At 43.6% G+C, this 22,994-nt stretch carries 22 protein-coding genes and 2 pseudogenes; 3 read left to right on the top strand and 21 right to left on the bottom strand.

The window, feature by feature from the left end; all coding sequences use genetic code 11:
• Positions 1-42: 42 nt before the first annotated feature.
• The 6 genes and pseudogenes from P343_RS24575 to P343_RS24550 all read right to left on the bottom strand — a co-directional run bounded on the left by P343_RS24575 (position 43) and on the right by P343_RS24550 (position 5,044).
• The gene (locus tag P343_RS24575) at positions 43-765 is read right to left on the bottom strand and encodes an amino acid ABC transporter ATP-binding protein (protein ID WP_031263699.1); all 723 of its coding nucleotides are present in this window, start codon (positions 763-765) and stop codon (positions 43-45) included.
• Entirely contained in the window at positions 765-1,424 is a 660-nt protein-coding gene (locus P343_RS24570) for an amino acid ABC transporter permease (RefSeq protein ID WP_023509420.1), read from the bottom strand. Before P343_RS24570 ends, P343_RS24575 begins: the two co-directional genes overlap by 1 nt.
• Before the next feature lie 79 nt (positions 1,425-1,503).
• Positions 1,504-2,319 carry a basic amino acid ABC transporter substrate-binding protein gene (locus P343_RS24565; RefSeq protein ID WP_023509419.1) on the bottom strand — a complete coding sequence of 272 codons (816 nt, stop codon included), beginning with the start codon at positions 2,317-2,319 and terminating at the stop codon, positions 1,504-1,506.
• Between the two features lie 215 nt (positions 2,320-2,534).
• Entirely contained in the window at positions 2,535-3,140 is a 606-nt protein-coding gene (locus tag P343_RS24560) for a nitroreductase family protein (protein WP_023509418.1), read from the bottom strand.
• Positions 3,141-3,213: 73 nt separating this feature from the next.
• Positions 3,214-3,558 (bottom strand): winged helix-turn-helix transcriptional regulator, encoded by a 345-nt coding sequence (locus P343_RS24555; protein ID WP_023509417.1) that lies wholly within the window; start codon positions 3,556-3,558, stop codon positions 3,214-3,216.
• A gap of 301 nt (positions 3,559-3,859) precedes the next feature.
• Positions 3,860-5,044, bottom strand: a pseudogene (locus P343_RS24550) (MFS transporter).
• Positions 5,045-5,151: 107 nt separating this feature from the next.
• On the opposite strand from P343_RS24550, the gene P343_RS24545 reads away from it, so the two are divergent.
• A complete protein-coding gene (locus P343_RS24545; protein WP_023509416.1) occupies positions 5,152-5,481 on the top strand; it encodes an ArsR/SmtB family transcription factor in 330 nt (109 codons plus the stop codon).
• Between the two features lie 55 nt (positions 5,482-5,536).
• Here P343_RS24545 and P343_RS24540 read toward each other — a convergent pair whose 3' ends face one another.
• The 10 genes and pseudogenes from P343_RS24540 to P343_RS24495 all read right to left on the bottom strand — a co-directional run bounded on the left by P343_RS24540 (position 5,537) and on the right by P343_RS24495 (position 12,355).
• On the bottom strand, positions 5,537-6,025 hold the full coding sequence (locus P343_RS24540; protein WP_023509415.1) for a GNAT family N-acetyltransferase: 489 nt from the start codon (positions 6,023-6,025) through the stop codon (positions 5,537-5,539).
• 61 nt (positions 6,026-6,086) lie between these two features.
• Positions 6,087-6,503, bottom strand: coding sequence for a PIN domain-containing protein (locus P343_RS24535; protein ID WP_023509414.1), 417 nt, complete (start codon positions 6,501-6,503; stop codon positions 6,087-6,089).
• A complete protein-coding gene (locus P343_RS24530; protein ID WP_023509413.1) occupies positions 6,493-6,747 on the bottom strand; it encodes a ribbon-helix-helix domain-containing protein in 255 nt (84 codons plus the stop codon). Before P343_RS24530 ends, P343_RS24535 begins: the two co-directional genes overlap by 11 nt.
• A gap of 130 nt (positions 6,748-6,877) precedes the next feature.
• Positions 6,878-8,128, bottom strand: a pseudogene (locus tag P343_RS24525) (MFS transporter).
• A gap of 67 nt (positions 8,129-8,195) precedes the next feature.
• Positions 8,196-8,615 (bottom strand): MarR family winged helix-turn-helix transcriptional regulator, encoded by a 420-nt coding sequence (locus P343_RS24520; protein WP_023509412.1) that lies wholly within the window; start codon positions 8,613-8,615, stop codon positions 8,196-8,198.
• A gap of 493 nt (positions 8,616-9,108) precedes the next feature.
• Positions 9,109-10,287 carry an MFS transporter gene (locus P343_RS24515; protein WP_023509411.1) on the bottom strand — a complete coding sequence of 393 codons (1,179 nt, stop codon included), beginning with the start codon at positions 10,285-10,287 and terminating at the stop codon, positions 9,109-9,111.
• A gap of 242 nt (positions 10,288-10,529) precedes the next feature.
• The gene (locus P343_RS24510) at positions 10,530-10,853 is read right to left on the bottom strand and encodes a DMT family transporter (RefSeq protein ID WP_023509410.1); all 324 of its coding nucleotides are present in this window, start codon (positions 10,851-10,853) and stop codon (positions 10,530-10,532) included.
• 5 nt (positions 10,854-10,858) lie between these two features.
• Entirely contained in the window at positions 10,859-11,254 is a 396-nt protein-coding gene (locus P343_RS24505) for a DUF5360 family protein (protein WP_031263697.1), read from the bottom strand.
• Positions 11,255-11,259: 5 nt separating this feature from the next.
• Positions 11,260-11,703, bottom strand: a complete 444-nt coding sequence (locus P343_RS24500) for a MarR family winged helix-turn-helix transcriptional regulator (RefSeq protein WP_023509408.1) — start codon at positions 11,701-11,703, stop codon at positions 11,260-11,262.
• Between the two features lie 124 nt (positions 11,704-11,827).
• Entirely contained in the window at positions 11,828-12,355 is a 528-nt protein-coding gene (locus P343_RS24495) for a P-loop NTPase family protein (RefSeq protein ID WP_023509407.1), read from the bottom strand.
• A gap of 201 nt (positions 12,356-12,556) precedes the next feature.
• On the opposite strand from P343_RS24495, the gene P343_RS0118590 reads away from it, so the two are divergent.
• Positions 12,557-13,369 carry an alpha/beta fold hydrolase gene (locus P343_RS0118590; protein ID WP_031263696.1) on the top strand — a complete coding sequence of 271 codons (813 nt, stop codon included), beginning with the start codon at positions 12,557-12,559 and terminating at the stop codon, positions 13,367-13,369.
• Between the two features lie 436 nt (positions 13,370-13,805).
• On the opposite strand, the gene P343_RS24490 is transcribed toward P343_RS0118590, so the two are convergent.
• From P343_RS24490 to P343_RS24480, 3 genes are all read right to left on the bottom strand, one after another.
• A complete protein-coding gene (locus P343_RS24490; RefSeq protein WP_051384726.1) occupies positions 13,806-14,600 on the bottom strand; it encodes an aldo/keto reductase in 795 nt (264 codons plus the stop codon).
• Positions 14,601-14,810: 210 nt separating this feature from the next.
• Entirely contained in the window at positions 14,811-15,335 is a 525-nt protein-coding gene (locus tag P343_RS24485) for a GNAT family N-acetyltransferase (protein WP_023509405.1), read from the bottom strand.
• Positions 15,336-15,364: 29 nt separating this feature from the next.
• Positions 15,365-15,787, bottom strand: a complete 423-nt coding sequence (locus tag P343_RS24480; RefSeq protein WP_023509404.1) for a DUF1801 domain-containing protein — start codon at positions 15,785-15,787, stop codon at positions 15,365-15,367.
• A gap of 230 nt (positions 15,788-16,017) precedes the next feature.
• On the opposite strand from P343_RS24480, the gene P343_RS24475 reads away from it, so the two are divergent.
• Positions 16,018-18,951, top strand: a complete 2,934-nt coding sequence (locus P343_RS24475; protein WP_023509403.1) for an insulinase family protein — start codon at positions 16,018-16,020, stop codon at positions 18,949-18,951.
• Positions 18,952-19,341: 390 nt separating this feature from the next.
• Here P343_RS24475 and P343_RS24470 read toward each other — a convergent pair whose 3' ends face one another.
• A complete protein-coding gene (locus P343_RS24470) occupies positions 19,342-20,901 on the bottom strand; it encodes a glycoside hydrolase family 32 protein (protein WP_023509402.1) in 1,560 nt (519 codons plus the stop codon).
• Positions 20,902-21,033: 132 nt separating this feature from the next.
• Positions 21,034-22,488 carry a glycoside hydrolase family 68 protein gene (locus P343_RS24465; RefSeq protein WP_023509401.1) on the bottom strand — a complete coding sequence of 485 codons (1,455 nt, stop codon included), beginning with the start codon at positions 22,486-22,488 and terminating at the stop codon, positions 21,034-21,036.
• Positions 22,489-22,994 lie beyond the last annotated feature (506 nt).

Genomic DNA, 22,994 nt, shown 5'->3' with positions numbered 1-22,994 from the left:
ACAGGCCGGAAACGAACACAATTTCGTTCGTTCCCTGCCTGCTCACAAAATCTTGCTCAAAAATGCTTTTGTTCGCTCCTCTTGAGGGTGTTCGAACAATTGGCGTGGTTCGTTTTCTTCTATTATATAGCCGCCGTCCATGAAGATGACACGATCACCGACTTCGCGGGCGAAGCCCATTTCGTGGGTGACCACAACCATCGTCATTCCGTCTTTTGCAAGCTGCTTCATAACGTCGAGCACTTCACCGACCATTTCCGGATCGAGCGCGGAGGTCGGTTCGTCGAACAGCATCATTTTCGGCTCCATCGCCAGCGCCCGCGCAATTGCGATACGCTGTTTTTGGCCTCCGGATAATGAATCCGGATAAGCATCCGCTTTTTCCGCAAGTCCGACCTTGCCAAGCAACTCCAGTGCTTTTTCCTTTGCATGTTCCTTGCTTACCTTTTTCACTTTGGTCGGTGCGAGCATAATGTTATCGAGTACGGTCATATGTGGAAACAAATTGAACTGCTGGAACACCATGCCTACATCCTGGCGAATTTTATTGATGTTCGCCTTCTTATCGGCAATGTCTGTGCCTTCGATGTATACGTGTCCGGATGTGATGGTCTCAAGCAAATTAATGCAGCGAAGCAATGTGGATTTGCCGGAACCGGACGGACCGATGACCACCACTACTTCTTGCTTGTTTACTTCAAGATTGATTTTCTTTAAGACTTCATTGTCGCCAAACGACTTCTTCAGATCTTCCACTTTTATCATCATTTCGTTGCCATTCTCCTTTCCAGGCGATTAACAAGGAAACTCATGCCAAGCGTCAAAATGAGATAGATGAAGGAGATGGTCAGATACGGAGTCCAGACGATCGCATACTGTGCGCCCATCGCTTGCGCCCAATAAGTTAGTTCCGGTGCTGCAATAGCAGCAAGCAGTGAACTGTCCTTAATTAAGCTGATAAATTCATTCCCCATCGGCGGGAGCACTCGGCGAACAGCCTGCGGCAATATAATGTAGCGCATCGCCTGAACCTTGTCCATTCCTAAAGAACGCGCAGCCTCGGTTTGTCCCTCGTCAATTGATTGAATACCGGCGCGGAAGACTTCGGCGATATAGGCCGCCTCATTCAACGATAGCGCAATAATGCCGGAAGCAATACCATTCGACTGATGAAAAATCGCCGGAACAACGCCAAAGTGAATGATCAGGATCTGAACAAATAACGGCGTTCCCCGAAAAAAAGCTATGTAGCAGACAAAAGGTAACGACAACCACTTGTTACTGAGCATTTTCCCAAAGCAGACGAGCAGCCCGAGGATCGTTCCGAAAACAATACCGGCAAGCGAAAATCCGATCGTAAACAATGTTCCACTAGCAAAGAAGGGCAAGTATTCTTTAATAATCTCAAAAGGGTTAACGCCCAACTAAATCCTCCCCTAACTTGAAAGAGTTGCTTAACAAAATGTTAAGCAACTCTCATTTATCAATTCCTAAATTGACAAATTATTTCTGTGCTTGCAATTTCGCAAGATCCGGTTTTTTGTCAAACCATTTCTGATAAATCTTCGTATAGGTGCCGTCATCAATAATTTTTTTGATCGCCTTATCGAAAACCGGCTTCAGCTTGCTGTCCTTCGGATACATGATGCCATAGAATTCGCCTTCGAATGTGTTTTCGTCGCCAACTGTTTTCAGGTTCTTGCCTGGGTTGTTTTTCACGTAATAATCCATTACACCGTTATCGGCAACAACAGCGTCAGCTCCATGGTTGAGCAATTCCATAATTGCAAGGTTCACGGTTTTGAATTTTTTGATCTTCGGATTGTTTTTGCCAAGTACCTTTTCAACGGCAAATTGTCCGGTTGTCCCTTGTTGAACGGCTACGGTTTTCCCCTTCAGGTCTTGAGCTGTTTTGATTTTACTATCTTTAGGCACCATGATTTCATTGATAGATCTGAAGTAAGGATTTGAGAAATCATAGGTTTTTTCACGGTCACTGGTGATTGAAATTGCGGAAATACTCATGGCTGCCGTTTTTGATTTCAGTTCGGCAAAGACCGGATCCCAGCCGACGTTAACCAGCTTGTATTTATAGCCGGAAGCTTTGCTGAGCGCGTCCATGATATCCACATCAAAGCCAACCATTTTACCCTTGTCCAGCGTTTCGAATGGCGGGTATGTTGCATCATTAACGACGCGCAGAACTTTTTCCTTTGTAACTTTCTTATCGGAACTTGAAGAACTGCTTCCTGCCGAACAGGCAGAGAAGATCATGACGAATACAAGTAACACTGAAAGCAAGGATAACTTCTTTATCATCAAAATTGCCCCCTGTTTCTTTCTGATTAGTATGTGTAATTAAAACATTTATAATTATACCCTGTCCATTGGAGCAATGGCAATACGAAAGTTGAATTTTAAAAAAATTAAAGACATTTTGACGAATGCATTGGAGTCAGATTAAATACAAAAAAATAAACCGAAGCGGCAATTATGACCGCTTCGGTTCACTAAGTATATTTTTTTAGAACTTATCAACCGATGACTTTTACTCGTTCATCAATCGGTGCGAATGATTTTTCGCCTGCTGGAGCAGCGATGTTGCCGAATGGCATCTGAGCACGCAGTTTCCAGCTCTTTGGAATGTCAAAGGCTGCCTGAACGCCTTCATCAACCAGTGGATTGTAGTGTTGAAGTGACGCGCCAACACCGATTTCAGCCAGTGCAGTCCAAACAGAGAATTGTGCAATTCCTGTGCTGTGTTCCGACCAAATCGGGAAATTATCAGCATAAAGTGCGAATTGTTCCTGAAGGCCTTTAACTACATCCTGATCTTCAAAGAAAAGGACTGTACCGACGCCGGCGTTAAATGAAGCAAGCTTTTGGGCAGTTGGATCGAACGATTGACCTGCAGGGATAACCTTGCGCAGTGCTTGTTCTGCAATGCCGCCTTCGCCCCACAGTTTATTGCTTTCCTCGCCAAACAGGACAACTGCATGTGCAGTTTGTGAGTTAAACGCTGATGGCGAATATTTTACAGCATCTTGGATAGCCTTAACAATTTCTTCCTTGCTTGCCTTAACGTTTTTATCTAGGGCATAAATGGATCTGCGGTTTTCAATTGCTTCGATAAATGACATAGGTAAAACACTCCCTAACTAATTAATTTTTCTTTACTTACATAAGTATAGTACTTGATTAAAAAAAAGTAAATCATTTTGTTTCTTCGATTTCGGTTCCGGTTCCCGAATACCATTTATCCGCCCAATTATGGACTTCATCCAAAATAGGTTTCAATTCTCTCCCCATCTTAGATAGACGATAGGTAACCTGGATTGGATATCCGGTATCGACAAGCCGTTCAATGATGCCCATTTCTTCCAGTTCTCTTAATCGTGCGGACAGCATCCGATCGCTTAATTCCGGTATCGACCCGGAGATCGTACTAAAATGAGTTTCCCCATTTAAGAGCACTTCTATAATCAAACCATTCCACTTTTTGCCTAAAATTTGAAAAGCCTTTTCGAGTTTGGGACAGACTGAAATTGATCTCTGCATAACTATTCACCCCTGTATCTATTGTACTACACATACAATAAATTACCTACTAACATTTTTTAACTAGGTGTTTTCTTTCTACAATTTAGACAAATCGGCGAACAAGCTCATGATTAGCACTGGTGAACAAGCAATTGATGCAGTAGGAACTCGATTCGGTCTGACTTTTTTGGATTCCCGCCTAACTTTTTTGGGATTTGGTCTATCTTTTTTTGTTTAGGTCTAACTTTTGTTTTTCGGTCTAACAAATTCGGGATTCGGCCTAACTTTTTCGCGATTCGGTCTAACTTTAAATTTTATATTATACTTGCTTCTTTTCAGTTTGCGCCTGCCTGCTGAATGGAAAAAGTCCGCTGTTCATATATAAAATCAAAGAGAGAAAAAAACAGATAACCGCAAACAGGCTGACGGAGACAAATCCCCCTGTATTTGCGTAAAGCATCCCGGCGATTGATGAGCCAATTGTCGTTCCAAGGTACATCAACGCGTTGGCAAGCGAAGAAATCGTGCCCCGCGCTGTCGATGACAGCTGCTGGAGCAAGCTCATCATTATTGGAAAAATCATGCCTAAGAGGAAAAAAAGACAAAAATAAGCTGCTTTTACATAAATAATTCCAGGCACGAAAGGAAGGAGCATGTAGATCACAATAGCGAGTGCCATTCCGCAAGCAAAGGACACTTTCATGCCTATCTTCTGAACAAAGCTGCTACTGAAAAAGCTGCTCAACACGTTCCCGAGACCGAGGAACAAAAATACGGTGCCAATGCTTGCTACATCCAGCTTGTATTGATCGGATAGCCATGTCCCGATAAACGAAAACGCCGCAAAGTTGCCCGTCTGAAAAATAAAATAAGCGAGAAAAGCACGGTTTGAACCCGGCGTACGAAGCAAGGAGCGATAATTTTCAAGAATAGAACGACGTAATCCGTTCTCCAGCACCGGCGGCATCGACGGGAGCATGAAAGCAATGAGAAACACAAGTACAAAGGAACCGACGCTAATCACGATGAACGGAATCCTCCATCCGAAAGAAGCGAGATAGCTGCCAATTGGGACGCCCAATGTCTGAGCAATAGCAAGACCTGCGGTTGCAATACCCATCGCTTTCAATATTTTGTCTTTCGGAACCAACTGCGGAATAGCTGCCCAGACTTGCGGTGAAGTAACTGCTGCGCTCACTCCGGCAAAAAAGCGGAAAAGGATCATCATCCAAAAGTTGGAGGCAAAACCACATAAAAATGTGAAGACTCCGAATCCGATCATACCGGAAACCATCACTGTTTTCCGATTCCATCCATCTGACAGCGGACCGACGATCAATGCGAGCGCAGTTTACCCAAGTGCATACGCAGACACGATCCAGCTCGAGTGCTCAACCGAAATCCCATAAACCTGCCGAAGGGTTGGCAGCAAAGGAGAGACAATGAATGTATCTGTCCCAATGACAAACATCATACAGAAAAACACGCCTACTTTTGTTTTCAAAAATGGAAACACCTCTTTTCTATTATTCGAATATAATCGAACAATAGAAATTATAAGATGGATCATGATATAATGCAATTAAGAAATAAAATCGGCAGGTGAAAACGGTGCGAACATTGTACCACCCAAGTCTCCAAGAAATGAGCCTCCCAACGGTACTTTACGCCCTTAGCGACCCCATCAGGCTGGATATTGTCCGGCGATTAGCCGAAAATGGCGAACAGTCCTGCGGTGCTCTGAATCTTTCCGGACCTAAGTCAACGCTTTCTCACCACTTCAAGGTCTTAAGAGAATCAGGTGTGATCCAAACGAGAATAGAGGGAACTCAGCGATGCATTTCAATAAGGAACAAAGACTTGAATGCGCTTTTTCCCGGACTTCTTGATGCTGTGCTCCATAGCCTAGATAATAAAAATTATGCTGAATTAAAAAAATGACTTTTCCCACTCGAGGAAAAGCCATTTTACTATTTTTAAAAAGCCTGTCTATGATTCATTTATTTAGTTCATGACCTCTATGTATCTCATCCCAGTTCATTGTCCGCTCCATTTTTCGTTCAATGTGGTCAATCGGATGGAATCCGTATTGCGCATAAAGTCCATGCGCGTCACCAGTTGCAAGCTGGAAACTGACCCCTTTCAACTGAGGATGGTTTGTGATTGTGCTGATCAGCCATTTGCTTAAACCCCGTCCTCTGTACTCGGGAACAACGAACACATCACCGAGCCATGCAAATCGGACAAGATCGGAAACGACCCGGGCGAAACCGACCTGCTTTGCCTTTCCTTCTGTAGGATTCCCTTCATAGATTCCGTAGCAAAGAGTCGAATTTCGAATAGCCTCCACTACGAGATCTTTTGTGATCTCTTTCGCCCAATACGATTCATTGTGCAGAAAATCATAAATCACATCTACATCCAAGAAGTTTTTATTTGTGTCGATGGTAAATCCATCGTTGTTTGTCCATGATTGTTGGGCCATGTTCACGAGCATCCTCTCGTTTCATTATTTTCAGCAAAAAAAGAAATAGGGCAGCTGCACCTCATTTTCCCGCCAAAGGATTTATGTACTTGACCCCTTCGATTGTTTCTCCGATTGGGCCGTCTTCTGTAAAAATTGAAGCAACACCATTCGTATGAGCGACAGCCCAAATTTGTGCATCCCAATAATGCATCTGATGCTTTTGCACCGCTTGGATGGCCATCACTATCTCTTCCTGTGTTAGAGGCAGAACAGTCATCAGATGAGTGAATCTGCGAACTGTTTGATGCAGCCAATTAAGATCGCATTGGTTTCTCATCATTACAGCGGTGAACTCCGACAGATTTTGAGTGGAAAGGCATAATTGACCTTTAAAACGATCAAGCGTTTCAATCGCTTTTCGTTGCTTATTGCCTTTTTTGTGATCCCACGCATAGATAAGTATGTTCGTGTCAACCAATATTGTCTCATTGCTCATAATCGGAGTTCCTCCGGTAACGATCTTCATACAGTTCGTCTCTGCTCCACTTTAAGTCATGAAGCGTCGATTTTTTCATCTGATGAATCAATTCATCCCATTCTTGATCTTTGTCCTCGAACGACTTTAAGTACAGTTCCAATCCTTCGCGTATGACTTCAGCCTGAGGCACGCCTTTAGACGCAGCCAATTCTGACAATTGCTTATCCAAATGATCAGTTAAGTAGATTTGTTTTCGTTTCATTTCGAGCAACCGCCAATCATATACATCATATATATACATTATACATCATTAGGGTTGTAGCGAAAACAATTTAATTTCTCCTCGGACAAACTCAATACTAATCTATTTCAATTTTCACACCCTATTTATATCATGCTTCCACTGGATGTTTTGAAATCGAAATCGACATAAACGCTGCAAGTAAGCAAACTGCTCCTGCTGCTATGAAAGGAACCGTGTAGCTTCCAAGCCAGTCGCGCATCGCGCCCGCGCCAAATGCAGCTACGGACGCACCGACTTGGTGAGCATCTGCAACCCAGCCGAAAATCATGCCCGCCTTAGCATTACCGAATTCCTTTGCAGCGAGTTTAACCGTCGGCGGAACCGTGGCAATCCAGTCAAGACCATAGAATACGGAAAAGATCATCAGCATCGGACTCGCCTCGTCAAGTGCATAAGGCAAAAAGAGCAAAGAAAGTCCGCGCAGACCGTAATACCAGAAAAGCAGTTTACGGCTGTCCATCCGATCCGACAGCCAGCCCGAAAGTGTTGTGCCCACGAGATCAAACACACCCATCAACGCCAGGAGTCCCGTGGTCGTTACCTCAGATATGCCATGATCATGGCCAGCCGGAATCAAATGTGTGCCGATCAAGCCGTTGGTTGAAAAGCCGCAGAAAAAGAATGTGCCTGCCAGCAGCCAGAATGTGCGGTTGGCCAGCGCCGAACGAAGCGCTATAAGCGGCACGAGAAATGAGTTTCCCTTGATTGGTTCCGGTTGAACAAGTTCCTTAGATCCATAGGGAGCCAAGTTCATATCATAAGGATGATTCCGCATCCAGAGTGCGACAATGATCATTGCCAAGACGACTACCAAAACAACCGTATACATGGCGTATCTCCAACCCGCACCAACTGTAATTTATGCGAGCATCGGCAAGAAAAGCAGCTGCCCGGTTGCACTGCTTGCAGTCAGCATACCGACAACAAGTCCCTTGCGCTCAACAAACCAGTTATTACTTACCGTTACACCAAGCACATTCGCCATCATCCCTGTAGCGAGTCCCGAGATCAGACCCCATAAAAGCTCAAATTGCCACAGAGCAGTCATCATTGGTGTGATCGCCAAACTGAGCGCAAGAACCGCCAGCGAGCCTACCACCACTCGACGAATACCAAACTTTTGCAGCAACGCCGCTGAAAAAGGACCCACCAGTCCGTATAATAAAATACCAATTGAAATCACACTGGAGATGCTTCCGCGACTCCAACCAAATTCTTGTTGAAATGGGACAATGAGAATACTCGGCATTGCCCGGACACCCGCAGATACGAGAAGCGTAATAAACGTTACGAGAACAACAACCCATCCATAATAAAGCTTTGCTGATTTTACACGCACTTCCACTTGATGTTCACTCCATCTCCTGTTTTCGCTTCGTTGTACATACAACTTTATTCAAAATTCATTATTCTTCAAGTTGATCGCTTGATCGCACAAGCTCTTTAGATAAAAAACCGGCTGTCTCTTTTCCAAGAATTTGTTCATACCTGTTATGCAACCGCTTTGACGCCATGCGGATCTCTTCTTCTAGTGCCTTTCCATTCTCTGTCGGATAAACCAATACGGATTTTCCTTGGGCAGTTCTGTTCACTAACCCCTTTCCTTCCAGCTTCTCAATAAATCGAGTCAGCGTAGAAGGTGCAATATCAAGTTGATCCGCTAACTTTTTCTGTGTGCTCCCCGGATCTCTAATCACCAGAAGCAATAGATAACCGTACATTGGGCTGAATCCGGTCGTTGCAAATTCCTCATCCGCCATTTTCGTAATCACCCGGCTAAGACGATTTGTCGTAAAATAGAGACAATCTTTCAAAAAGTCCCCCATAGTCTGCAACTCCTTTCTTAACTGATCGATTCATTTGTATGTACAACTAAATATAATTTGTGCAGACACTCCTGTCAAGCAGTTTTTATATATATGGGGTTAGATGAACATATCGTCTATTGTAGATCATTACTCTTGATATTCGGTTCCGCTTTAATAGATTCTGGTTTCACTTTTGGTGATTTCGTTTTTACTTTATTCTCGTTGGTTTTCACTTTGGCTCCGTTCGTTTTTACTTTTCATTTATTAGCTTTAACTTTTGAGATTCGTTTTCACTTTCTTTTTTTAGTTTTCACTTTTTCTTGGTTCGTTTTAACTTTTCATTCATTAGCTTTAACTTTCGAGATTCGTTTTCACTTTTCGCTCGTTGGTTTTCACTTTTTCTTGGTTCGCTTTAACTTTTCACTCATTTGATTAACTTTCGAAATTCGTTTTCACTTTTCACTCGTTGGTTGGAAAAAGAACCAGGCTTGCACCTGGTTCTTCTCTCATTTTATTCATTTAACGGACGGATCGGCAGCAGCATGCCGACTAGCGCAATACCCGCGGCGCCGAGAAAAATCGGATGCATCGAATTTCCGGCTGCAACAAATGACAGTGTGAGAAAAACGGCCAAATCACAGCAAGAATCCACAATAGACAGTAGTGAAATTGTCGTCGCTCGAACTGACGACGGAATGTAATCATTACTGATCTGCGAATAGATCGGGTAACGGATCACTTGAACGATCCGTAGCAAAATAAAGACGCCGATCGCCAGCCACAATCCCGAGCCGGCATACGCAGCCAGCACCAAACCTGCAACCGATAACGCACCGGTCACGAACATCAATGCAATTCGCGAATAATGACTGCTCAACCAGCCGATGGATCGCGAGGCGAAGAAGCCAAGCACGGCTGCTCCGGCATAGAAAAAGCCGATCGCGCTTACCGGAACACCGGCGTGGGTCAGAAATGGCTGGTCAAAATTTTTAAAGACTGCGCCGACCGGAATGAACACCAGTGTCACATTCAGAAACATCAAGAGCAGCAGCGGTTTCCGACGGATGACAAGAAAGCCTTCCTTGATCTGGCGAAATGGATTCTCGAACGGTTCGGCGGATCTTTTTGGTTTCCTCAAGAATAGCGTCAGAACCAGCTCAGCTATTTGAAAAATAATCGTGAGCATAATCAGCAGATCAAACTGTGATGTGGTCAAATCTTTCGCTACGTAAGCCCCGAATAACACCGAGACGATCATGGCGATAAAGCTGCCGGATTGGATTTTACCCATCGCTCGATCCATTTGATTTTCCTGATGGCTTTCTTTCAGAGATTCATAGATAAATGCCTCATCAGCCCCTGAATAAAAAGTTGCGGAAAATCCATTGATAAAGCTGTAAAGGAAAAACATCCATGGTTCTGATGCAAAAATCAGCAGAGCGATACTGGCAATCCTGAAGATAGCACCGGTAATGAATGAACATTTCGGACCAAAGCGATCCGCATACACGCCGGTCGGAATTTCGCCGACCAGCACAGCGGCGCTCCAGCAGAACAGCACAATAAAAATATCCTGAGCGTTCAAGCCGCGCTGTAGATAGAACAGCGTCAAAACCGGCTGCAAGAAATTCATGGTGCCGAAAAAGTCGGACCAAAATAATAAACGAATATTATATGAAGCAATAGTCATGTTTCCGTTTCCCGCTTTCTAATTAAAGTATAGGTTTAATTAGGAGAAGCAGGAGAACGTACAGCGATTGTTAGAGCGTGCACCCTCCTACTTCCCGGTTTGAAAAGAAGAGTTGTACTTTTTGCATGTTTGTTCCTCCTAAGTTTTAATTCTCTAATTATAGCAAGAAAATATTCACAATTATATGTGATTGATGAAATAGAGCAGGCACAATACCCCGAAAGTCCTGATCCCCTGCTTATTTAATGTGCTTCGCCTACTAAATTCAAGCCTATTGCGCCGATCACAATGAACGCGATAAACACGATTTTCTGTAACGAAAGCGACTCTTTGAAAAAGATAACGCCAATAGTCACAATGAACACGATGCCCATACCCGACCAGACTGCATAGGCAGTTCCAATCTCAATCTTTTTCAGCGCAAGTGGAAGCATACTAAGACTGATTATGTAAGAAAGCATCATCAATACATCAAGCGATAGATTCGATAATCCTTTCGAATATTTCATCAACACTGTTCCATAGACTTCAAACATAATCGCCAACCCGAGATAGAGCCAGCTCACTTGAATCACCTCGCCAGTTTGGATTGTATAAGCAACTTGGGGAGAAAAAACAGCGGATAGATCATTAGATACAGGTTAAACACCCACCAAATCCAATCAAAATCGAATCGAATGGCCCAAAAGGCGATCGCCTGTAATCCCGAACAAAAAGTCAACACAAGCGATATAAGCGAAAAATTCCGCCACGTGTCCTTCCCTTTTCGGTAAAAATAGAGTGCCATTAATCCGGTAAACGATATGAATAAATCGAGCGGCAGAAACGACCAATTCCAGGAAACGAGCAGCGGATTATGATAATCCTTAAATAGCATTGACTCCGGGATCACATGCAGCAAGGTAATGAGCCAATAAAGCAAAAAACCAACATCAGTGACGTAGAAAAACCATTTCATTCTGCCTATTTAGATCACTCCTCTGCATTGTTCTCTTTCAATTGGTCCACAACTTGATCAAGTACTTGATTCAAGACGTTGAGCTGTTCTTGAGAAACCGTATGCTCGAGCAATTCTGACAGATCTTTAAACGACTTATAATCGCCTTCAATGATTTTCTGTCCTTTTTCAGTGACCTTTAAATGGAAAATGCGTTTGTCCTCTTCCGATTGCGTTTTTTCAATTAGGTCATTCTTCATTAATCGTTTGACAATTGCTGATATAGCCGGTTTTGTTAATCGGAGCTCGTCCGCCAGCTGGCCAAGCTTTGGATTTTCCATCTGATCAATCACAGTCAAATAATAATAATCGTTCATATTGAAATGACGGATTTCTGTCTCTGATAGCGTTTGATTCAACGCAACAATGGATTGTTTCCACATGTAATTAGCGATGATCGCCAATTTTTCCTGAAGCACTGTGCACCTCCAATATATTATTTAAATTAATTTAATTAAATATATTTAATTAATTACTTTTAACCATATTATCAAGAGTTCCACTTATTGGCAACTGATTTTATTAAAAAGAGCAGAGACCTGTTCATCGCCTCTGCCTGTGAAAATTGAATTTCTTTTGCATCTCATTCGTATTTTTCAGAATCAGAACTTTATCTGAGAAGCGCCTAAGCCCTTGCACGATTTTCTGTCGACCCTCACGATTAAACTGCGCAGTCCACCGGAACATGTCCAGCAACATCTCGAATGATGGTTCATAGTTCGCTTTTTCATAGCCGATCATTTGGCGGATAAAACGTTTAACGATCCTGTATTTGCGGACAAAGGATGGCGTATCCAAAAAGATGATCAAATCTGCTTGTCGCATTACGGGGTCTACCCACGCATGGTAATGAGCGCCTTCTACAATCCACGCCTCTTTTTCTATAATTCTCGCAAGATAAGCATCACGTTCTGCCGGAGTTCGGCGTCGATCGCCATCCGGGTGCCTTTCCCAAACCACGTTATCCAACTCGAAAGCCGGAATGCCCCATTCAGAGGATAGCTTACGCGCCAACGTCGTTTTCCCGCTGCCGACAGAACCGATAATATGTATTTTTTTATAAGGAAGCATGTTTTCACCTCTAAGCGTTCGAATACCAGCTCTGTCAAAAAGTGTACATGCATTAAGGAAACTTGAACAGTTATTTTTCAGTGATCTCCCATCGATATTTGTCTCTTGTACCATCCCTTTTGAGACCAATAATACACATAATACCGATCCTGTGCTCATATATCGAAATGAGCAGTTGACTGATGAACAGGGGGACTGATCGTGTACGTTGAAGTGGAAAAAGATGTCCGAATTTTTGTTCATGACGTGAATCCCGGCCCAGATTCTAAACCCATTGTTTTCGTGCATGGTTGGCCTTTAAATCATAAAATGTTCGAATACCAAACCAATGTTCTTCCGGAACATGGATACCGCTGCATCGGCATCGATCTTCGCGGATTCGGTATGTCTGATAAACCATGGGGAAGCTATGCATATGACCGTCTGGCTGATGACCTTTATACAGTTTTGCAGGCACTTCAGCTTGAAAATGTGACTTTGCTCGGTTTTTCGGTAGGGGGAGCAACTTCGATTCGTTATATGGCGCGTTACAACGGCAGGCATGTCTCAAAGCTTGTGCTCGCCGATGCAGCATCACCTTCGCTTGTTCGACAGGCAGACTCTCCTTACGGGGTGCCGATGGAACAGGTTAACGCAATGCTTAACCAAATTTACGTGAATCGCCCCAAATTTCTTGAAGATCTCGCATTGATGTTCTTCAATCGAAATCTTGGTCCCGGTATACTCAATTGGTTCGTATCGCTTTCCCTTGAAGCTGCGTCCTATTCGACGATTAAAATACTGCAGGAACTCGCACGAGAAAATGTCACCAAAGATTTAAGCAAAATCAACGTTCCGACCTTGGTGATTCACGGTGTCCATGATCAGATCATTCCTTTTGCAAGCGGCCAGTTAACACAAAGCCAAATCTCAGGCTCCGCACTTTATCCTCTTTATAATAGCGGACATGGCTCACCAGTTGACCAGTCAGATGAATTTAACAAAGCTTTGCTCCAGTTCTTGAGTCAAAATTAATCCATTTGCAAGCTGTTGTAGTGCTGAAATGTATCAAAATGGTTTCGTGATAAACAAAGCAGGAGTAAAAGGATTTGAGACAGGTGAACTAGTTATTGAAAAGATCGAAAATCCCGGGCAGTAACCAACACTCAAAAAGTTGTAACCAATTCCGAGAAAGTGGTAACTAATTGTTTCAAAGTTGTATCCAAATATCGGAATAGGAACTAATACATTTTGAAAATCGACCCAACTTTTTCTTCTAAAGGTTGAGGGAAAGTTGCTCCTCTTCTGTTTCCGCTAATTATGGTTTTTCTTACTTTCGGTTCCGTTTTTCGGATTTCGGTGTAACTTTCAATGGGATCGGTCTAACTTTTTTCATAGCCCGATCGTGTTTCACTTCGTAAAAAAACAATGCCGGCTCCCTCCATGGGGAACCGGCATTGTTTTTATCTTATTAAAAATCAAAATTATCGGGATCTGGACCTGTGCGGTGATCCTGGTTTAATGCGCTGATCGCTGCCATATCTTCGGCAGATAGTTCAAAGTCAAACACGTCGCCGTTTTCAATAATACGTTTTTCTTTCGTTGATTTCGGAATGACGATGACGCCATCTTGGATGTGCCAGCGAAGGATAATCTGTGCCGGCGTCTTTTGATGCTTTTCGGCAATCCGGACAACTGTTTCATTATCAAAAAGACCGCCAACCATAAGTGGTGCCCATGCTTCCAAGCGAATGCCGTGTGCTTCGCTGAATTTTTTCAGTGGTTCTTGGGTCAGGCGCGGGTGACGTTCTACCTGATTAACAACCGGAATCACCTCAGCATCCTTCAACAAATCTTCTAGATGATGGATCTGAAAATTGCTGACGCCGATTGAACGGATTTTACCTTCTTTGTACAGGTACTCCAAGGCTTTCCAAGTATCTTTGTATTTTCCTTCGACCGGCCAATGGATCAGATAGAGATCTAGGTAGTCAAGACCGAGCTTGTCCAAGCTCGCTTGATAAGCTGCGATCGTTGTGTCATATCCTTGATCCGCGTTCCATACTTTGGACGTGATGAACAAATCTTCCCTGGAAAGACCTGTTTCTGCGAGTACTTCCTTAATGCCCTGGCCGACACCTTTTTCATTCTGGTAAATCGCTGCTGTGTCGATCAGTCGATAGCCGGCTTTGATTGCGGCTTTCACGGAATCCGCTGCAATCGCATCATCTTCCACTCTGAAGACGCCTAAGCCTAGCCATGGCATCTCAACGCTATTATTTAAAGTAACTGTATCTTGCAAACTTGTAAGTGACAAAATGAGTCCCTCCTTATTTCACAATCATGATTCATATTCAGTTTAATCTATGGATCCTTTTTTCGGAAGTACGCACATTAATGTGCTATAGGTACTAAAAAGTACCCATCCATGAAAAGTGCCGCAAAAAGTTTTTTTCAAAAATCGGATGACGTTCACCTATTTCACTAAATCGTATTCCTGACTGAGAATTGACATAATAATCAGCGATTTATACTTGTCCGGATAACGCATACATTCTCGCATTACGCCCTCACAAACAAAACCTGCTTTCTTGTATATATGCTGAGCCTTAGTATTGTCATCGACGACATCCAGCCAAAGACGATGAGCATCCAGTGATTCAAAACACACCCGTTTCACAAGGTGCAACACTTCAGTACCATACCCTGTCCCTTTTTGTGTGACAACAAGACGCCTGAGATTAATATTGTGATCGCTGCCGGACACACCTGTCAAAATCACATAACCCGCACGTTTATGGCTGGTGTTGAACACGGTAAAATGAAGAATATCTGGATCAGACAAGGCAGCGCGATGCTGCTCACGAGGCCAGTCGCCGACAAACTGCGCATTTTCAGGCGCCTGCTCCGCCATTTTTACGAAGTCCAGATCTTCCTCATTTGTTGGCACAAGCTGAATCAAATCACCGTGTAAAAATGCTTCCTTTAATTGAGTTACCATATGCCTTATTCCCCCCGCCCCAGACCTTGTTATGATTGACCCATTTTTTTCGAAAAGTTGACGGATTGCTTGATCATTTCTTTCAGCACCTCGACATCTATATCAGCGACTTTATTCACGTAAATACATGCTTTACCTCTTGTGTGTTTGCCGAAATTGGCCGCCAACCGTTTGTATGTTCCTTCCTCCATAGATAAATACAGGCTGATTTTCGCTTTACGCGGTGAAAACCCGGTGAGCGGTGCATCGCCTTCATGGCCGGAGGCATATTTATAATGATAAGAGCCGAAACCGATAATGCTTGGTCCCCACATTTTTGCCGGATAACTGGTCACTGCCGTAAAAAGATCGAGTAAACGATATGCGTCTTCCCTTTTTTTGGGACTTTCCACCGATTCAATGAATTCAATGACGCTGTTCTCGTTTTCTTTTGTCTTCAATTCATATACCATATCCGCTCACCTCGTCCATTTTATAATCGCTACTCATATTCTCATAACTCTTTTTGGTATGAAATAAACCCTTACTGTACATTTTAAACAAAGGCGTGAGATCAAGAAAGTACGGTTTGTCAAAGGCATTTTTTTCTAAATAATACTGTATAATAAAGGTGTTGCCATTTTCCGATTAGCATGGTGCCGTTTTCTCGGGAATGAAACACGTTTGATTAGGAGGTTACTTAATGGAAACACTCATTCAAAACAAGTTATGCCACGGTTTTCGACTTCTCCATACCGACACGATTCAAGACATTCACTCAGAAGCATACGTGTTCGAGCATGAGAAAAGCGGTGCGAGATTATTGTTTCTGAAAAACGATGACGACAACAAGGTCTTCTCGATCAGTTTCCGCACACCTCCGGAAAATAACACCGGCGTTTTTCACATTCTTGAGCATTCCGTCCTTTGCGGCTCCGACAAATACCCCGTCAAAGAACCATTTGTTGAATTACTCAAGGGTTCACTGAATACTTTTCTAAATGCATTCACATTCAGTGACAAAACGATGTATCCGGTTGCCAGTAAAAATGACAAGGATTTTAAAAACCTGATGGATGTCTATCTCGATGCCGTTTTCCATCCGAATATTTATAAATACAAGGAAATTCTTCAGCAGGAAGGTTGGCATTACGAACTGGAAAACGCTGAGGATCCGATCAATTACAAAGGTGTCGTGTATAACGAAATGAAAGGTGCGTTCTCTTCGCCGGAAGGTTTGCTGATGCGCGCCAACCAGAACTCACTATTTCCCGACACGAGCTACGGATATGAGTCCGGCGGCGATCCGCTCTACATCCCCGACCTAACCCAAGACTATTTCGAACAGTGCCATAAAAAGTATTACAGTCCCGCCAACAGTTATATCTACCTCTACGGGAACATGGATATTGAAGAAAAACTTGCTTATTTGGATCAAGCATATCTAAGCAGCTATGACCGTATCGATGTCGACTCTGCCATCGCTGTGCAAAAGCCGATTGGCAAGATTAATGAAGTGATCAAAGAATATCCTGTTCTGCCCGATTCAGATCTGAACGATAAAACCTACCTGAGCATGAACTTTGCGGTATCAACATCTACCGATCCGGAAACGTATCTTGCTTTCGACATTCTGGACTATCTGCTCCTCGATAGCCCGGCGGCGCCGCTGAAAAAAGCGATTCTCGACGCAGGCATCGGTCAGGACGTGTTCGGCGCTTACGACAACAGCATTCTTCAACCGTTTTTCTCAGTAAATGTTAAGAACGCAAACGAGAACCAGAAAGAGGACTTCAAAAAAGTCGTTGTCGACACGCTCAAGAAACTGGTCAAAGATGGACTCGATAAAAAACAAATCGAAGCTGCCATCACTGTGAAAGAATTCCAGCTGCGCGAGGCTGATTACGGCTCCATGCCAAAAGGTCTGATCTACAGCATTATGGCAATGGACAGCTGGCTCTATGATGAGGATCCGACCATCCACCTGAAATTCGAAGGCACACTGACTAAAATCAAACAAGCGCTGACTTCAAATTATTTTGAAGCGCTGATTGAAAAATACTTGCTGAACAGCAATCACCAAACGTTTGTGACGATTGCCCCTTCGAAAACCATTGCGGATAAAGAAGCCAAGCAAGTCGAAGCCAAGCTTGCGGACGTTAAGAAAAATCTGAACGCAGATGGCCTGCAGCAAATCATCGAAGAAACAAAACAGTTGAAAGAACGGCAGTCCAGTGCCGACAAGCCTGAAGATCTGCGCAAGATCCCGATGCTTTCGCTTGATGACGTAGAGAAGAAAGCGGAAGAGCTCCCTCTGAAGGAAGTCTCTATTGAAGGAATCAAAACACTTCAGCATGATCTTGAAACCAATAAAATCGCTTATGTCAGCCTGTACTTTGATGCATCCAATGTCTCGGTCGATCAGATCTCCTGCCTGTCGCTTTTACAGGAAATCCTCGGCAAAGTCGACACGGAAAAATATCCGTACTCGGATCTCGTCAGCGAAATCAATATTCAAACCGGCGGTATCGATTTTGATAACCAGACCTATGGCGATAAATCAGATGACGACGCTTATGCACCGAAATTCTCAGTGAAAACTAAAGTTCTTACAGAGAAATTGCCACAAGCGTTCGCGCTGATCCATGAGATCCTCTACCATAGCAAATTTGACGATGCATCGCGAATCCGAGAGATTGTCAAAGAAATCAAATCTCGGGTGGAAATGGCTTTTAATCAGAACGGTCAATCGGTCGTTGTCCGCCGGCTAGGCTCCTATTTTTCTCAGGCAGCCGCCTATAGCGAGAAACTGAGAGGTCTTGATTTTTACCAGTTTATTTCTGATCTCGACAAAAATTGGGATGATCGTTTCGATCAACTGACCGGTACCCTATCCGATCTGGCGAAACAACTGTTCAGCAAGGATCAGCTTGTGGCCAGCATTACCGGAGACGCGTCGATTTTCAGCGCGGTTCAAGGCCAGTTTAATCAGCTGGATCTGCAGACGCAAGCTGCTTCCCGTGAAACAAGTACGGAGAAGCTGCCTGAACCGACTTCGAAAAATGAAGGCCTGATGACCTCGAGCAAGGTTCAATACGCGGCCAAAGGTGCAAACTTCAAATCGCTTGGCTTCTCCTATAGTGGCAAGCTTCAGGTTTTGAAAAAGATTCTGTCGCTCGATTATTTGTGGAATCAGGTGCGCGTGATGGGCGGCGCTTACGGATGCGGCATTGCGCTCGAATCGGCTGGAAACATCATTTTCTGGTCGTATCGTGACCCGAACCTGAAGGAAACCTTGACGATCTATGATGAATCGGCTAAATTCGCCGAATCCTTCGACGCCGATGATTTCGAAATGACGAAATACATTATCGGAACCCTGTCCGATCTTGATACGCCACTGACCCCAAGAAGCAAGGGTAGCATGGCGGACGCCCAGTACTTTAAAAAGATTACACAAGCCGATATTCAAGAAACGCGTGACAATGTACTGGCAACAACACTCGCTGACATTCACGAATTCGCCAAGCTGTTAAAAGCAGTTACAGACCAAGGACTCGTGTGCGTGCTCGGTAACGAAAGCAAAATTCAGCAGAACAAAGACCTATTCAAAAGCGTTATCAATGTGTTTGAATGATTCGAATGAGGAAAAGAGCTGTGGGCGGATTGCTCACAGCTCTTTTTTTGTAGGGTTCCAGGCGTACTTTTCAGGTTTTGTTACTACTTTTGGTTTTTGTTACGACTTCACTTGGATTAGTTACGATTTTTTCTTATTTAGTTACAACTTTTTGGTGTTTCGTTACCACTTTTGGTTTTTGTTACTACTTCACTTAGATTAGTTACGATTTTTTCTTATTTAGTTTCTACTTTTTGGTGTTTCATTTTTGGATTTCACTTTTCATTTTTTTGTTTTAACTTCGAGCATTGGTTTTAACTTTCTTTGTATTCGTTTTAACTCTCACTCTGTTAGCTTTTACTTTTTCCTCATTCGTTTTAATTTTTCACTTATTCGTTTTATCTTGGAGCTTTAGTGAATCGAACGAAAGGTCTTGATCACCATATTTTTGAAAACGGTTGTTCCTCCATCGGAATATAAGCTGATGCCGTCATCTTTTAAACGCGGGAATACTTCATCAGAAAAAACGTTTCGGCCGTCATCAACAAAAACTTCAATACTTGTATGGTCCACCAAAATTTTCAGATGAACATTTTTTTGGCCACTGGCAAGAGGCACCCTGCTTTCCACATACTTCATGCTTTGATCCGGTTGTCCGGTAAACGCACGATTAACGTAGAGATAGCCTTCATTCGCAACAACGCCAACGTCTATATGACGTTGGTCATCTTTGGATTCGCGTAGCCTGAACCCGGCATTCTGTGCATCCTGCAAAGTAAGATCAGCGTCAAGTTGATAAGCAGTTCCATGTACGCCAAGCTTTTGAGTACCGTTTACTCGAACCGTTTTCAAGTGCTCCGGTGATTTGGTAAGCTTGTTCAACGTATCAACAGGCTGCGAAGCAAGACTGTATTGCCCGTTCCGCTTGATTAGCCTGATCTGGCGGACAATCGAGTTCACACCATTAAAATTTTCTTTCATTGTCGGCGTGTTGTTCGGATAATCCCAATTGTTCAACCAACCGATCGCGTAACGCGAAGAAAGCTTGTCGGCAGCCGGTTCATTTTCGAATGTCACAGCCGCATACCAGTCGAACCCGTGATCCAGCCATTGCGGTGTATCCTGATCTGCGACAAATTCTTTCCCATTATAATCGCCGGTCCAATAAGCATAGGTATTTGGCAGCGCGGCAGCCTTACCATTCGCGCTTGTGCCAAGCACCCATTTTACCGTCCCGTCATCAGCACGCAATTGGAATAAATCCGGGCATTCGACGATCCCGATATTTTGTGTAAAAAAACCACCTGTATAGCGCCAGTTTTTCAGATTTTCCGATTCATAAAATCCGATTTTCGTTCCTTCGGCGAGCAAAAGTACCCATTTATGGCGCTGGCTGTCCCAAATCACCTTAGGGTCTCTGAAGTCCTTCACACCGGGATTGGGCAAAACCGAATTTTCTCCATATGCTTTAAACGTTTTTCCGTGATTCGTGCTGTACCAAAGATACTGCTCCTGTCCGCCATTTGCCGGCGGCTGGGTCATAATCGCGACCAAAGCGCCTTTGCCAAAACCGGCGCTGTTTTCTGAATCAATCACCGCCGACCCGGTCCAAATGTCTCCGTTTTTGTTCGTATATTTTGGAATGGCCACACCCGCATCCTGCCAGTGGATCAAATCCTTGGATGTCGCTTGGCGCCATTCCGTACCGTTCCCTTTTGGATAATCACGGTTATACAAGTAATAGTAGTGGTACTTGCCGTCAAAATAAAGTGGCCGCTGCGGATCGTTCATCCATTTGTCCGGCACAGTAAAATGATAGACCGACCTGTAAGTAAGTACCGGCTTTTTCACCACTGGTTTCTCCTTTGGATTGAAATACCTATAAAACAATAGTGCTATGATCAGAACAAGCAAGCCTAGAATAACTAAGCTGGTGCTCACAAATAATTTCTTTTTTAAATGCCAATGCACATCCAAAACCCCCAACATTCTGCCAATCGAAAATGCCTTTTCATTTTCGCACATTTTCACGAAAAAAAAAGAAAATGTCGCCTATATACGACATTTTCTACAGTTCTTCCTATTTATAAACCAATTCAGTAATTAATCTCCAACCGTCAACTGACCTTGTTCCAGAATGCTGTCCTTTATAACCGATGATTTTGAACCATTAAGCTTCACTTGGAAGCTCGGCGCAAAGGTGGAATGATGGTCATTAAATGTCCCTCTGTTGGTCATGTAACTTGTAATGACTACCTTGTTCCCATGTTGCTGCGGAACAGCGAAGTGGGAGTATGACCAGGTCACATCATTTTGGTTCAAATCCATTTGCAGTACTAGGCCAGTGTCATTCAACGGACGGTATTCCCCAGTCAGAGAATCAGACACAAAGCCGAGCATGTAGACATCTTTGTCTCCGATGCCGTCAATCGTCATCTTCGCTCCTCGAGAGTCGGTGAACAGGTACCATTTTCCATTCATTTTAAATACGTTTGCCCGTTCAATCTCATCAGTAACTGTATTCGATGCAAGTAATGGCTTCATAACTTTCTTCAAGGTGTAGTCGTCGTTCAGTTCGATGATACCCAATGCTCCGTTCGCAAGAGAGGCAAGCTTTTTCTTAGGGCTGTCAAGCAGTGCTTGTCTTTCCTTCTGGAAGAATTCGTTGTCACCGCCATAGAATGCGCGGTTGTCAAATTGATCATCGCCTTGGTAACCAACATCAGTGCCGGTGTTCGCTTCAAATACGAGATACTTGTGTCCATTGTCTTCAACATAGTGCGGATCACGGAAAGTATGGTTGTCTCCGTCTACATTAAAGGATTGGTCAACGTTCTGATAGTACTTGCCGTCGCCATCAAAAATAGATTTCAAATCTTCAATGCCGTCAACCTTCAATGAATCCGCATCCGGCTGAGAAAGGTTGATTTGAGCGGTCGTCAACGTCTGTTTACCATAAAGCTTTTTATCCGGATCCCACGGATGGCGGTCGGTGTAAAATAAGCGAACCTTGCCGTCGGAGGTCAGCGTTGCTGAACCGGACCATTCTTCTGCCTGATTTTTCAGGATCGGATCATTTGCTTTCAGATGGTCATCCGCTTTGAATACGCGTCCTGCATTCTTCCAGCTGTCAATCGATGTGTCGCCTTTCTTTTGATAGAACAGATAGATGAACGTGTCACTGCTGACTTTCGGATCACCGGCGAGTGCAAAAACAATATTGTAGCCTTTGTAATTTGCCACAGTTCCGTCCGCATTCTGCAGCGGCCAGCTGTCCCAAACATCCAGGTCAATTTTGTTTCCGTCTTTATCTTTGCCAATCGCTGACGGCAGATTTTTTATCGTTGAAGCGTCGAATTTCGGCACTTGAAAACGTTCATTCTTCTGTTGATCAGGTATTTTGCTCATATTGTAACGTGTGAGATGTGAAATCCCATAAGTCTCGTTTATTCCTGAGTTATCTTTCTGTTTCGCTGACACATGCCCTGTGCCGCCAAATAGGAATGCAGCAGCCAAGGCAAGAGCAGCCGTCTGTTTTACGCGTCTTCCAATCTTCATGTTGTCCTCTCCCTGTCTGTTAGTTTGAGATCACCATTTCCCGAAACCTGAGTAGACATCATGTGCCCGCTTCTCTCTGTTGTAGCGACTTCGGTAAATCCGGAGTTCTCTGCTCAACCAGCAGCGCTTCTGCTGATGGGTCTCCACAAGAATACTTGGTATCAGCCGAAACCGTCAATGCACCAAATCAAGGAAATCAGAGGGAATTTCCCTTCCGGAAACTGCGGATTTTCTAGGTCTTTTTGACGGATTATTTTTACGTTTGTAAAAAAATCTCGTAATCTTTCGCGATAAAAAAGAGACTTCGCAAAAATTAATTGAGAAGTCTCTTCCGTGGAGCATCACGTTGCGCGCGATGATCTGTTGTAATAACTGATGTTATGAAAGCGTATGCTTACATCCATTAACATTTTTACATATCTGTTACGCAAACGTAATACAAATAGGTCTTACAGACTAGGAGAAAAAATTCAAATTGGAAATAATTACATTAAAAAGCTTTGAAT

The organism is Sporolactobacillus laevolacticus DSM 442 (genome assembly GCF_000497245.1).
GTDB classification, from domain to species: Bacteria; Bacillota; Bacilli; order Bacillales; family Sporolactobacillaceae; genus Sporolactobacillus; species Sporolactobacillus laevolacticus.
This window is presented reverse-complemented; position numbering and strand designations above follow the sequence as displayed.